Origin of the sequence: Nocardia cyriacigeorgica (genome assembly GCF_029868385.1) — a bacterium.
GTDB lineage: Bacteria > Actinomycetota > Actinomycetes > Mycobacteriales > Mycobacteriaceae > Nocardia > Nocardia cyriacigeorgica_F.
Genome location: NZ_JARWNX010000038.1, coordinates 68,334 through 81,970 on the forward strand (window position 1 = coordinate 68,334; position 13,637 = coordinate 81,970).

General features: G+C 63.8%; 9 protein-coding genes. 5 read left to right on the forward strand and 4 right to left on the reverse strand.

What is annotated here, in order from left to right:
- The first annotated feature begins 18 nt into the window (after positions 1-18).
- The 3 genes from QH168_RS08675 (at position 19) to QH168_RS08685 (ending at position 4,063) form a co-directional block, all read left to right on the forward strand.
- Positions 19-1,185 carry a DUF7373 family lipoprotein gene (locus QH168_RS08675; protein WP_432421063.1) on the forward strand — a complete coding sequence of 389 codons (1,167 nt, stop codon included), beginning with the start codon at positions 19-21 and terminating at the stop codon, positions 1,183-1,185.
- A gap of 26 nt (positions 1,186-1,211) precedes the next feature.
- Complete coding sequence (locus QH168_RS08680; protein ID WP_280234013.1) at positions 1,212-2,447, forward strand: DUF7373 family lipoprotein; 1,236 nt, start codon at positions 1,212-1,214, stop codon at positions 2,445-2,447.
- A gap of 77 nt (positions 2,448-2,524) precedes the next feature.
- Positions 2,525-4,063, forward strand: coding sequence for a serine/threonine-protein kinase (locus QH168_RS08685; RefSeq protein ID WP_280234014.1), 1,539 nt, complete (start codon positions 2,525-2,527; stop codon positions 4,061-4,063).
- A gap of 81 nt (positions 4,064-4,144) precedes the next feature.
- Here QH168_RS08685 and QH168_RS08690 read toward each other — a convergent pair whose 3' ends face one another.
- The 4 genes from QH168_RS08690 to eccCa all read right to left on the reverse strand — a co-directional run bounded on the left by QH168_RS08690 (position 4,145) and on the right by eccCa (position 10,456).
- Complete coding sequence (locus QH168_RS08690) at positions 4,145-4,438, reverse strand: WXG100 family type VII secretion target (protein ID WP_280234015.1); 294 nt, start codon at positions 4,436-4,438, stop codon at positions 4,145-4,147.
- Between the two features lie 51 nt (positions 4,439-4,489).
- The gene (locus tag QH168_RS08695; protein WP_280234016.1) at positions 4,490-4,828 is read right to left on the reverse strand and encodes a WXG100 family type VII secretion target; all 339 of its coding nucleotides are present in this window, start codon (positions 4,826-4,828) and stop codon (positions 4,490-4,492) included.
- A 130-nt stretch (positions 4,829-4,958) separates the two neighbouring features.
- Entirely contained in the window at positions 4,959-6,419 is a 1,461-nt protein-coding gene (locus tag QH168_RS08700) for a type VII secretion-associated protein (RefSeq protein ID WP_280234017.1), read from the reverse strand.
- Entirely contained in the window at positions 6,416-10,456 is a 4,041-nt protein-coding gene (eccCa, locus tag QH168_RS08705; protein WP_280234018.1) for a type VII secretion protein EccCa, read from the reverse strand. Before eccCa ends, QH168_RS08700 begins: the two co-directional genes overlap by 4 nt.
- Positions 10,457-10,629: 173 nt before the next feature.
- Between eccCa and eccD the strand changes: the two genes are divergently transcribed.
- Entirely contained in the window at positions 10,630-12,096 is a 1,467-nt protein-coding gene (gene eccD / locus QH168_RS08710) for a type VII secretion integral membrane protein EccD (RefSeq protein ID WP_280234019.1), read from the forward strand.
- Between the two features lie 41 nt (positions 12,097-12,137).
- Positions 12,138-13,505, forward strand: coding sequence for a type VII secretion-associated serine protease mycosin (gene mycP / locus QH168_RS08715; protein WP_280234121.1), 1,368 nt, complete (start codon positions 12,138-12,140; stop codon positions 13,503-13,505).
- Positions 13,506-13,637 lie beyond the last annotated feature (132 nt).

The window sequence follows — 13,637 nt, forward strand, 5'->3', positions numbered from 1 at the left end:
ACAATTCTGACAGCCGGTGTGTTGACCGTCGGTATCGGAGGTTGCGGCGCGGATGAAGCCGAATCCACCGCCCCTGCCACCGTTCCCGACCCGGTCGTCGACTTGACCCAACTCGACACCGGTAGCTTTCCCACCGAACCGCGCGAACTCGGCAAGCCCGCCTCACTCGACCACGCCCGGATGGTCGAGGCACAGCGCCTCGGCAACTACCTGCCCTTACCTGCCGCGACGGATCCGATGTTCATCCATAACGACGGCATGTGGGTCAATGCGTTCATCGATCCGAAGCCGTTGGAGAAGATCATCGTCACGGAAAGGTTCCCTGAAGCCGCGCCCGACTTCATCGGCGGGTTCCTCACCACCGCTGGCAGCGAACGCGATAACGAAGGCATCGACATCCTCACCGCCGCCCTACTCTTCCCCACCGAGGAGTCAGCAGAGCGCGCCGCGACGGAATTGGAACGAGTCGACTTCGAGTACAACAAAGCGAATCAACGGGTTGAAATCCCGAAATACCCCGAAGCCCACGCACACTGGGAGCCGGGGGGTAGTCAATCGATCGGTTCGTGGTACGCCGTGGGACCGGTCGTGATCTACAGCTGGGTCTACGACTACAAACTGTCCTACGTCGAACGGCACGACCTGGCAGGGCTACAAGGATTGGTCGAGAAGAATCTCGATGCGGTCGTTCCGGCAATCTCGAAGTTCGAGCCGACCCCGCCGGACAAACTCATGGAGATCGATGCCGACCCCGAAGGGATCCTTGGCCGCACATTGCCTGGAACGACGAGCGAAGGAACACAGAATTCGCCGGGTACGCACACCGGCATTGCGTCCGTTCACTTTGCGATCGAGATGGGCGAGCGACGTCGATTGGTGGACGAGAACGGCATCGACGGCTATGCATTCGATGGTTCCGAGCTATATCGCGCCAAAGACGTTGCCAGTGCACGGACCGTCGGCGCACGGTTGACCGAGCTTTCACGCAAGTATCGGAGCGCGGATCCACCGCGCACCCTCCCGCAGGCCACATGTATCGAGTACATCGGCAGAGAGATGCTGGCATTTCGATTCTATTGCTCGGTATCGCATGGTCGTTACGCGGCACGCACTTGGTCATCGCAGCTCTTGGATGCCCAACAGCGCATTTCCGCCCAATACGCATTGTTGGTGAATGCAGAATGATCCGCAAACACGGTTACCATCACATCTTGGGCCGAGCGGTGACCACTGCAATGGCCATCGGCCTGCTCGCCACGTCCACCGCCGCCTGCGGCGACACCCTCTCCGGAAGTCCGGTGCCGGGTGAGATCGATATACGGGACCTCGACACGGGCACCTACCCGACCCTGCCTGTCGACGCTCATGACGACCCGATCCGCGCCCCGTTCTACGATATGCCACAGGTCGCCGGTATGCGCGTGGCCGACTTCACCGCGACTGCGGATGAAATCGACCCGTCCTTGAAATACACCCTCGATCATGACGTGTCTTTCGACCCGATCCACTCTGAGTTCGACAAATTCGGGACAGATCTGGGAAAGATTGCGGATGAGAACGGCTATCTGTATTCATTCGCGACCGGCGGTAGTAGCAAACCACTGTACGTCACACAGTCTTCCGGCCAGTGGCCGACGAAAACCGAACCCGGTGCAACAGCAGTCGCTCTTCTGATCATCCAGTTCCCGGATGAGGATACGGCGAAGCGCGCCGCGCAGCAGTTCCATGATCGCGATCTCGCGCAGTTCGAGGAGGAGAACCGGCCTGTTGTGTTGGACAAGTACCCCAATGCTCACAGTCACTGGAACCCGAAGTCACCATTCATGAGGTCTACGATCGCGCACGGCCCCTACGTCGTCGCCGGCCAGATCTCAACCCCCACGAACGATGTGCAGTCCCTGACCGATCTCGCGGCGAAGGCGTATGACATCCAGCTCCCCCTGTTGGATCAATTGCCACCGGTCACCGATATTCAGATGCTTTCCCTACCATGGGATCCCGATCGTCTGGTCGCTCGTGCAATGGACCCGTTGAACACCGGCAAGCCGAGCCTCGGCGATTCCTCCGTGAATGTCGGACTGCGCGGAATCCTGCACGCCGCGCCCGACCGGGGCACGGCGCGGTCGAGCTACACAGCGATGAACGCCGTGCGTTTCGGCACCTCGGGCGACTCGATCGTCGTGCGCACCGAAAGCTACGATTCGGCACGAAAAGCCATCACCGACGAGCTGTTTCCTGTAGCCGCCACCAAGATCGCCGATGCCGTGCCCAGCGTCCCCGATTCTGTCTGCACGGAGACAGCCGAAAAGTACGGACTCACACGATTCGATCGTTTTGTCTGCATGGTTGCCTACCACGAATACGTCGGGATAGTAACCAGCGATCAGTTGGTCGATGTCCACCAACGGGCCGCTGCGCAGTATTCCATCCTGGCGAACGGACGATGACCTCTTGGCATCGGGCCACCGACCCTGCTCAGCGAGCGATCGAAGCTGTCCCCTATCAAGCCAGGAGAAGGTGAATCATGGCACTGAGCCCGGGAACAGTCGTCGGCGGATACCGCATCGTGAAGGCGCTCGGCGCCGGTGGCATGGGAGCGGTATACCTGGCCAAGCACCCGAGCCTGCCCCGCATGGATGCATTGAAGGTGCTGAGCCCGGAGTTGTCGCGTGATCCCGAGTTCCGTACCCGTTTCGAACGCGAAGCAAATATCGCATCGGGCCTCGACCATCCCAACATCGTCTCGGTCTACAACCGTGGGGATGAGAACGGCCAACTGTGGATTGCGATGCAGTACATCGAGGGAACAGACGCATCAGAGGTCCTCGCCGTAGACGCCCATTCGATGACGCCGTTGCGTGCGCTTCGGATTGCTACCGAGGTCGGCAAGGGCTTGGACTATGCGCACCGGCGGGGCTTGCTGCACCGTGATATCAAACCGGCGAATTTTCTGCTCTCCATGCCGGACTCGGACGAGGACGAACGCGTTCTGCTCACCGACTTCGGCGTTGCGAAGGCCACCGATGACGCATCGGACCTCACCAGAACCGGCAGGATGCTCGCGACCATTGCTTACGCTCCGCCGGAGCAGTTATCCGGACAACCTCTCGATCACCGCGCCGATATCTACAGCCTCGCCTGCTCGCTGTTCAAGCTGATCACCGGCCAGAACCCGTATCCCGGCACCCAGCCAGCCATGGTCATGATGGGACATTTACATCAACCGCCACCGTCGGCGACTATGGTCAACCCGGGGCTACCCACCGCGCTCGACCAAGTATTCGCCAGGGCGTTGGCGAAGCAGCCGGTCGATCGGTTCGACAGCTGCCGCGAGTTCACCAACGCGGCAGCGAATGCCCTTGTGCCCGGCCATAACCCGCTCTCGAGCAACACTTCACCGACCTATCCGGTGCAGGTGATCGATCCGCGACCGGTTTCCGAGCCGAACCTCTCGACGAATACGACGTCGGCTTCGAGCCGGCAGAAAAGTCAGCGGCGGTGGACCGCTGCGATCGGCACCGCGGCGATCGTACTCGGACTTGTCGTTGGCGGCACTGCACTCGTCATGTCGGGAGACGATCCGTCAGGTTCGGCCGCCGCCGGAGTCGTTTCCTCGCCTACCCCGGAAGCGCAAACGCCGCTCGACAGGGCCCGTCAGAGCAATCCAGCCTTCCAGGGCAAGTCGATCACCCTGATCGATTACACCGAAAACTCCTACCCCGCAGTCTATTTGAGCCCTTCGCCGCAAACGAAGTTCTTCGAGGATCTGGGATTCATCTACAACTTCAGCTATGAGAAGCGAGGCGATGAACCATCGCCTCGGCCGGTGGAGACATCAAGATTGGTCGCCGATCGCAACAGCTACATCCTGGTTGTTCGTAGCGATTCCGAGGCCGGTGGCGGAGGCCTGACCGGGCTGCCCCACCTCATCACCGGATCGGCAGCGACCGTGATCGCGCTGGATGACCCAGCTGCCGTTGTCGCCTTGCGCAACTGGTCAGCGGATTCCGAATCAGTACTGATCGACAGGGCGATCCCGGCACTCCGGGGACGAGTCAAATAGCGCGCAGCGCGCGCCGACACACAAGTGGGCTCCGGCATGACGACACCGGAGCCCACTGTACGTTCGCGAGGAACGGCTGAATTACGCCCAGGAGCGCGAGTTCATCATGTCCATTTCGTCCATGGAAATCGCACCGTCCTCGACGACCTTGGCGATCGTTTCGAGGGTGGTCATGATCGTCTGCTGCGCCTTGTCCCACTCGGCCTGGGTAGTCTGGTACGCCTCACGAGCAGCACCATCCCACTCCGCTACCAGACCATTCACGTAGCCCTTGAGCTCTTCCTGCGTTTCCTGAAGGCGCCGCTCGCTAGCGCGGATCTGGTTGGCAAGCTCGATCAGCTGCTCTTTGCTGTAATTGATCCCCTGATCAGCCACAGTTCATCTCCCTATTTCAGCGATTGTCTGTTGATGTCGAAGCTGGTTCGACTAAATCTTGATGTTGAGGCTGGAACCGAGCTCACCGGAGGCGCCCGCCTTCAGCACCTGCGCCTGGATGTCCTGTTCCTGCTGGTCGTACGCCACGCCGTTTTTCTTGATGTTCGCGGCGATCTTGTCTTCCAAGATGGTCTTCAGGTCAGAGGCTGCCTTGTCGAAATCAGCCATCACAGTCGTGAACGCCTGCTTCGCTGTACCACCCCAGTGGGTTGCGCCGTCGACCAGATTCCTGACCCCGGTAATCTCACTCTGGATCTGGTTGCTGACGTTCACGACATGGCCAGAAGTCGCCTGCATCGTCGCAAGGTCATTCCTTACGGTACCCGCCATCATGCACTCCGTTCTTGTGACTTGATTCGGCTGCCCGTCGTGGATCGAGCCGATTCGCTCCAACTACTAGATTGGACGCACAGACCCGCCCAATCGGTTCCATCGATTTGGAAGAAATTTTGGGCTGGTGTCATGGGATGACTTCCAGCGTGGTTGCGACATCTGCACAGAGTTGTGTTGTCGTGTCTTGCCCCCCTGTCTGATATTGGCACCCGATCCCGACTTGGGTGCTGTGTTCGACGATAACATGCCAGTCGACCTGTGAGCCGTCGTCTGGACGTTCGGTATAGGCCAGTCCGGAGCGGCCGCCGAAGACAACGTCGCGGCGCAGGGGGCTCATGGTTCCTTCGGGGCGCTGCTTTATCTGAGCCTCGAGGTTGGCCGCGACCTGCTCGTAGCCCACGCCGGGGACAACCTGCTTCTGGGTCAGCGTGATTCGAGCTTTGGTGCCGTCTTCGGGGACCAGGTAGATGCGGGATCCGCCTGCGGCATCGGTGATCCGCCAGCCGGCAGGAACTTCGAATCGGACGTTGCCGATAGTGTGGGACTCCGGCGCAGTCTTGGCGGTGGTCGGAGCGGCCGTCGGCACAACCGCGGACGATGAAGTTTCGGTGTCCGTCGACGAATGGGCCACCGCTGTCGCGCTTCCTCCATCATCGCCGGGTCGGTTCAGCACTACAGCTGCACCGACACCGGCGATCAGTATCGCCGCGACTGCGGCGGCACCGATGTAGACCGGTGTGCGCGAACGAGGCGGGCGGGTTGCCGCAGCGCGCTCACGTAGTGGCTGTAGCCATTCCGTCTGCGGGAGTTGCGGAATCGCCGCCGTCGGGTAGTGCGTGGCCTCGTTCTGTTTGTTGCGAGCCAGGTCAGCGCTCGCCACAGTCCGGAGTTCGGTGTCGGGCCCGGAGACTTCTGTGACGGCCGAACCGATGAGCTCGAGGAAACTCGGGTCGAACCCACCGATGAGCAACGCGCTGTCGGCAGATCGTCCGGCCAGCAGACGTTCGAGAAGCGCACGCAGCTCGCTCGAACCCGAACTGTCCGGAACGATCTCGACAGCAGCCAGATTCGGCTCGTGCTCACACGCCTCGATCTCGGGACCCTGTTGTCCGTAGATGATCGATGTCGCGGTTGTCGACAGCGGGCCGAACTCGATCACCACCGTGCGACGATCTCGATTTCGAGTATCCGCAGCCACCGCGCGCAACGCCGCCGAATGGAACTCGACTTCGGAAGCAAGGCGGGAAGCGGCTGTTTCGATGTCGGAACGGCGCCTGGTCCCCCATTCGGTCGGTGTAACTATCGTGAGGCGCTCGCAGGGCGCTGGAACCCGTAGCTCCGCAAGCATTCTGCCGAATACCGCGGACATGGCGTCAACGGGCGAGGGCAAGCTCGGCAGATAGGCGATCCGGTCGGCCGTCAGCAGTTGCACTGCCGAACATGCCATCGACTGCGGCACAAGCGGTTCACCGACGACCAGGCTCGTACCGTCGCTGCCGGGTGCGACCGACGGCGGCAGGTCGGCGTGGGTGTTCGAGCTACGTGCCCACAGGCGCGTTTCGGTGAGGGTCAGCTCGACGGCAGTCATGCGATCGGAGGCATCCACGAGGTCTGGACAAGTTCGGTGCCGGCTCGACTGACGATTGTGCCTCGGCCCGGCGGCATCGCACTGGGTTTGACATTGCCGAGCAGGATTCCCTCATCCTTGGTGCCACTCATGATCAAGCCAGGGGTGGCCAGGTCGCGTAGTCGCGAGATGACAGCCTCGTACAGGGCACGTGCCGCACCGCCGGAGCGACGGGCGATGATCAGGTGGAAGCCCACATCCTTGGCGTGCGGCAGGTATTCGACAATCGGCGCGATCGGATTGCCGCTGCCGGTGACGACCAGGTCGTAGTCATCGACGATCAGATACAGATCCGGGCCCGTCCACCAGGAGCGATCACGCAACTGCTGTGGCGTGATGTCCGGGCCGGGCATGCGCGACGCGAGCAGCCCCGCAATGTCTTTGACATTGGTGGTGAGACCCTGCGCACTCGTCGCGTACGCAGCGATGTGATCACCTTCGACGCCGCCGAGCAGTGAACGCCGGTAGTCGGCGAGGATGATGGCCGCTTCCTGAGGGCGGTTCGACTCCATGATGCCTTGACAGATAGCGCGCAGCAGCGTGGTCTTACCGCATTCGGTGTCACCGAAGATGAGGAAATGGGGCTGTTCGTTGAAGTTGAGGAACACAGGAGCCAGCTCGGACTCGCTGATACCGATCGGTATGTTGGTGTTCTTCCGGCCGGGCACAACCGTGCCCCAACCCTCGAGGGTTGCCAGCAAATCGTTGCGATCCAGCCGCTCCGGGAGCATACGCACCTTCGGCGCGTGACGGCCGGGCGTCATCGACGCAAGCTGCTGAACCGCGTTCGCGACACCGGTGCTGATGTCCTGCGGATCGGAACTTCCATCCACCCGCGGCAAAGCGGTCAGCATGTGCAGGTTTTCCGGCGTCATACCGCGACCCGGACGACCCTGCGGAACGAGCGCCGCGATCTTGCGGCCGAAATCGGAGTCGGCGGGGTCACCGAGGCGCAGTTCGAGTCGGGTGCCGATCTGGTCCTTGAGCGCCGGGCGGGCTTCCATCCAGCGTGACAGTGCGATCACCACGTGCACGCCGTAGGACAGGCCCTGTACGGCGAGGTTCATGATCGGCTGTTCCAGGGCGTCGAAATCCTGGCGGATCGAACCGAAACCGTCGATCACCAGGAAGGCGTCGCCGAAGGGGTCTTCGTGTGCGCCTGCCGCGGCCGGGCTGCTGGACGGATCCATCGAGCGCAGGCGGCGGAACTCGGCCATCGATTCGATACCCAGTTGGCGGAAGCGGAGTTCGCGCTGGCGGACGATCGTGGTCATTTCGGCGATGGTGCGGCGGACCTTGTCCTCGTCCAGGCGCCCGGCGACCGAACCGACGTGCGGCATGCCTTCGAGGCTGGCGAGGGTACCGCCACCGAAGTCGAGGCAGTAGAACTGCACCTGTTCGGCGGTGTGGGTCAGCGACATCGACATGATCAGTGAGCGCAGCATGGTCGATTTGCCGGACTGCGGGCCGCCGACGACGGCGACATTGCCTCGGGAACCGGACAGGTCGACCACCAGCGGGTCGCGTCGCTGATCGTAGGGGCGGTCGACGATGCCGATCGGTGCGCGCAGCGTTGCCACCGCGGCGTATTCACCGGTGAGGATCGAGCGCGGGACGAGCTGATCGAGGGTGGGCGCCTCATCGAGCGGCGGCAGCCAGATCTCGTGCGCGGGCCTGCCGTGATCCTTGATGCGCTGCACCAGCATGCCGATATTGGACAGCCGTTCGCCGTCCTCGCTCACCTGTGGTTCCGGATCGTCGGTGGGTGCGGTGGGCAGCGGAACCCGGTCGGCGTTGCGGAAGTCGACATGCCCTGCGGCGAACGGCCTTGCGCGCACATCGATCTCACCGGCCTGGGTCGCGATGGTCATATCGCGCTGTGAACCGCCACCGACGTAGTCGCCGGAGACATAGGACGCCTGGAAGCGTTGGATCTCGCCGGAATCGGACTTCAGATAGCCGCCACCGGGGCTGTTGGGCAGGTTGTAGGCGTCGGGGACGCCGAGGACCTGACGGGATTCGTTGGCGGAGAAGGTCTTCAGACCGATGCGGTAGGACAGGTGGCTTTCCAGGCCCTTCAGCTTGCCCTCTTCGAGGCGCTGCGAGGCCAGCAGCAGATGCACGTGCAGCGAACGACCCAGGCGGCCGATCATGACGAACAGTTCCGCGAAATCCGGGTGCTGGGTGAGCAGTTCGGAGAACTCGTCGAGCACCACGAACAGCGCGGGCAGCGGATCGAGGTCGGCGCCCGCAGCGCGTGCCTTCTCGTATTCGGAGACGTTGGCGAAGTTGCCGGCCTGGCGCAGCACTTCCTGGCGCCGGTTCATCTCACCGGCCAGGGCGTCACGCATACGGTCGACGAGATCGGCCTCGTCCTCGAGGTTGGTGATGACGGCCGCGACATGCGGAACATCATCGAATCCGAGGAAGGTGGCACCACCCTTGAAGTCGACCAGAACCAGGTTGAGCTGGTCGGGCGAATGCGTGGCCAGCAGGCTCAGCACCAGGGTGCGCAGGAACTCCGACTTACCGGAACCGGTCGCACCGATGCACAGACCGTGTGGGCCCATACCGCTTTCGGCGGCTTCCTTGATGTCGAGCACCACCGGCAGTCCGTCGGCACCGACACCGAACGGAACGCGCAGACGCTCACGGCCGTAGCGGGGCCGCCACGCATGCTCCGGGTTGAACGTGCCGATATCGCCGAGGTTCATCAGCTGGGCCCAGGTCGAGATGACCTCGGTATCGCTGACCTCCACATCGCTGCTGCGCTGGCTCGCGGCACGGAACGGCGCGAGCCTGCGGGCCACCTGCTGGGCCTGCTCTGGGCTGATCTGGTCGATCATCGCGAAACGTTCCTGATTGCCGGTCGCACCGCGACCGACGCATTCGCCGTTCTCGACGATCATCTTGATGCCGCGGGAAACGGCCAGACGCGGCGCGTAACCGCACAGGTCGAGGATGGTGACACCCTCGTATCCGGATTCGCGGAGCTGATCTTCCTCCGATTCCAGCAGACCACCGTCGACGACGATGACGATATGCACCAGGTTCGCGTTGGCGGGCTGATTACGCGAATACCGGACCCGGTTGGCCAGCAGTGGCTGCAATCCCGCGGTGGCCTCGCGAATGGAGCTGTAGAACATGCGCTGGGTGCCGATGCCATCCTGGGCGTCGGGATGCTGCGAATGCGGCAGCCACTTGGTCCACTCCCACTCCGATGCGGTGTCCGGACCGCAGACGACGGCGATCAGCACCTGGTCGGGGCCGTGGAACATGGCCAGCTGCAACAACATCGCGCGCGTCATATCGCGCGCCTCGCCGCGATCACCGTCGAGTGCGATGGTGGCGAAGCCCTTGACCGCGATGGCGGTCGGCAGATCCGGGACCGTGGAATGCGCGCGCACGAAGCGGCGCAGCGACACGGCGGCGATCGGCTCCAGCTCTTCGACCGGACCCGTCTCCGGGGCGATCAGCCTGGTGGCAAGGCGCTGCCCGCCGATGCCGATGCGGGCGTGGCAGAAGTCCTTGTCGCCCGCCCTGCGCTCCCACATCCGGCTGGTGCCCGCGAGCATCCAGATCAGGCCGGGCTCGGGGTGGCTCCATTCGACTGCGGCGCGCTGCTGGGTGGCGGTGTCGTCGACGTCTTTGCGGACCTGGTCGAGGTAGCGCAGATAGTCTTTGCGGTCCTCATTGGCTTCGGCGGCCTTCTGACCCTTACCGCCACCCTGACCGGCGAACATGCCGACCATGGAGAACAGCATCATGACGGGGAACATCATCGACATCGGGTTCGACATCATCTTGCTGCCACCCTGAGTGAACATCAGGGCCATCATCCCGACCATGCCGATGACCATCACAACCGGCATCAGCTTCATCAGCAGGTTGCCCGGTGTCACCCGGGGGATCTCGGGAGGCGGTTGCAGGGTGACCTCGCCACCTGGCGTCCGCGGCATCTCCCGGCGTGCGCGCCGCTGAAACCGGACTGTGCTCATAAGACGAGAATTCCCCCTCTTGGCCTGCGGTGTTCGGGCCTCAGTGTAGAGGCAACCGCCGACATGTCGTACAGTTCGACCAGCATTCTGCTGCCCGGACCCATGGGTTCGCAAGCTCCGCTCGGGCCGGCGGAGTGCGGAAAACACGAGGTAGCGACCGAGTTGGGGGAGCCTTGACGCACGCGCGACTTGACCATATCGAGGAGGAATCCTCACGCGGCATCGTCCGCGCACCCGATCTGACCAGGGTCACCATCCTGGCCAAGCACACCCAGGTGGACATGGCCATTCCGGTGGATGTCCCGGTCGCTCTGGTGATTCCGAGCGTGGTCGACATGGTCGCCCAGCACAGCCGCACCAACGATTTCGACAATGAGGGTGAACGCTTCGAGCCCGCCGAATGGGTGCTGGCGCGGATCGGCCATCCCCCGTTCTCCAACTCGTTGAGCCTCGGTGAGCACGGCGTCCGCGACGGCGAATTGCTGATGCTGGAGAGCGCCGCCCATACCGCGCCGACGCCGCTGTTCGACGACATCATGTACAACGTCGCGATCGCCGACGCCGACCACTTCAAGGGGTGGACGCCGAAAACCGCGCGGATCACCGGCTCGATCCTCGCGGCCTTCACCATGCTCGCCGGATGCGCCGGACTGCTGGCCGCCCCGGATGCCATGGCGGGCTGGATCACCGGCTCCATCGCGCTCGGCGTGACGATCCTGCTCGTGGTCGCGGGCATGGTGCTCAGCCGGATGTACGGTGACACCGCCACCGCGCTCGTCCTCGGTGGCTGCGCGTTGCCGACCTCGTTCACCGCGGGCATGCTCATCGTCCCCGACCATTACGGCTGGGCGAATTTCCTACTCGGCTCGGTGCTGCTCGGCGCGACGGCCATCCTGGCCTGGCGGGTCACCGGGGTCGGGCTCGGTTTGTTCATCGGCGCGAGCGCACTCGCGATCTACGCGGTACCGGCCTCGCTGGTCGGGCTGCTCACCGATCAACCGGTGCGTGCGATCGGCGCGGTCGCCGCGGCCCTCGGACTCGCCGGACTGTCGCTGGCGCCGCGGGTTTCGATGCTGCTGTCGAAGCTGCCGCTGCCGCCGGTGCCCTCCCCCGGCACCCCGATCGATCCCACCGAGGACGATCCCGACGATCACCGCGCGCTGCCGACCATGGAGGTGCTGCGCGCCAAGTCCGAGCGCGCCCGCATGTACCTGAGCGGCCTCGTCTCCGCGACCACGCTGGTCACCGTGATCGGCGCGCTCGCGGCCACCGACCCCACCGGTGCGGGCTACTACTGGCAGGGCATCGCCCTCGCGCTGGTCTGCGCCGTGGTGCTCATGTTCCGCAGCCGCACCTACGCAGGGGCCGAGCAGGCGATCGTGCTGGTCGCGGGTGGGGCATCGATCGTGTTGATCCTGCTGGTCGGCATGGGTTTCGTGGCCGAGCAGCCGCTGGCCGTCTTCGGCGCGGCGATGGCCATACTGGTCGGCGCGCTGATCCTCGGCATCATCATCCCGAACCAGTCGGCGACCCCGCCGATGCGCCGGGCCGTCGAACTGCTCGAGTACGCGTTCGTCGCGGCCGTACTGCCCCTGGTCTTCTGGGTGGCCTCGCTCTACTCCCTCGTTCGCGGGCTGTGAACGGGCGCCTGCGCGTCACGGCCGCCGCCCTGACGCTGGGTATGAGCGCGTCGTTCGGGTTGAGCCTGGGCCAAGGCGTCGCATACGCGGATCGGCCGCCGCCGATCGATATGGGGCGATTGCCTGCGGGTGATCCTGCGGCTCCGCCGGATCCGACGGAGCCCAAACCGAACGTGGCCTGCGCCGACATCCAACGCGGTGGGGATGGTCCAACCATTCCGCAACCGCAGCGGGCGCTGGATCTGCCGCACGCGTGGCAGTTCTCCACCGGTGCCGGCCAGCTGGTCGCGGTCATCGATACCGGAGTCTCACCGCATTCCCGTCTGCCAGGGCTGATCCCCGGCGGGGACTACGTTCAGGCCGGCGGTGACGGACTCCAGGACTGCGATGTGCACGGCACGATCGTCGCCGGATTGATCGCGGCCACAAGGACTCCCGATCAAGGGTTCTCCGGCGTCGCGCCGGACGCGCAGATCATGTCGATCCGGCAGACGAGCGACAAGTTCACGCTCAAAGGTCGCTCACGGGAAGAGCGACCGGAAGATCTGCCCGGCTACGGCAATATCGATGCGTTGGCGTCGGCGGTACGGCGAGCAGCCGATCGAGGCGCGTCGGTGATCAATATCTCGCTGGTCAGTTGCGTGCCCGGCTCGTACCAACTTCCCGACCAGGCACTCGGAGCGGCGCTACGCTACGCAACGGTGGAAAAGAACGTCGTGGTCGTCGCCGCCGCGGGCAATATGGATCAGACCTCGAAGTGCCAGGCGGGAAATCCGGACGTCTCTCCGCTCGACCCGTCCGCCGACCTGTGGAACAGGCTGACCACGAACGTGACTCCCGCACGGTTCGACGATTACGTGTTGACCGTCGGTTCGATCGGACCGAATGGACATCCCTCGGACTTCACGGTCCCCGGCCCCTGGGTCGATATCGCCGCTCCCGGTGAAGGAATCGTCTCGCTGGACCCGACGAGCGGCGGCACCATCACCGGTAAGGGCGATCAGGGTAAGGTCAGCAGCCTTCAGGGCACCAGTTTCGCGGCGCCCTACGTCTCGGGCGTGGTTGCGCTGGTCCGCCAGCGTTTCCCCGAACTCAGTGCGCAAGATGTCATGAAACGGCTGAAGGCCACCGCCCACGCCCCCGCCGAGGGCTGGAATCCCTACATCGGCTACGGCGCAGTGGATCCGGTCGCTGCACTCACCAACCAGGTCCCCGACACCCCGCTACAGGCCAAACAACCGAGCCCGGCCCAAAGCGTCCAACTCCCCGTCCCCGCTCCCCCACCACCCCCCGACAACCTGGCGCGCAATGTCGCACTGATCGGCACCGGAATCATCGGCACCGGACTGATTCTCGGCTATCTGGCGTCGTTCCCCATCCGCCGCCGGTTCGGGGTGCGCGAAGACTGACCGACGATCCGGCCACACCGGCCGGACGACGCTTCAACCACGAATGCGGCCCGCCACATGGCGGGCCGCATTCGTGTGTCAACGAGAACTCACCGGTCCCGCATTAGCAACACACCCTGTTTGCATGGCCCC

Bases quoted from the DNA above. Each gene is read 5' to 3' on its own strand.
- QH168_RS08685 (WP_280234014.1), top strand. From the start codon at position 2,525: ATGGCACTGAGCCCGGGAACAGTCGTCGGCGGATACCGCATCGTGAAG.
- eccCa (WP_280234018.1), bottom strand. From the start codon at position 10,456: ATGAGCACAGTCCGGTTTCAGCGGCGCGCACGCCGGGAGATGCCGCGG.
- QH168_RS08695 (WP_280234016.1), bottom strand. From the start codon at position 4,828: ATGGCGGGTACCGTAAGGAATGACCTTGCGACGATGCAGGCGACTTCT.
- mycP (WP_280234121.1), top strand. From the start codon at position 12,138: ATGAGCGCGTCGTTCGGGTTGAGCCTGGGCCAAGGCGTCGCATACGCG.
- QH168_RS08700 (WP_280234017.1), bottom strand. From the start codon at position 6,419: ATGACTGCCGTCGAGCTGACCCTCACCGAAACGCGCCTGTGGGCACGT.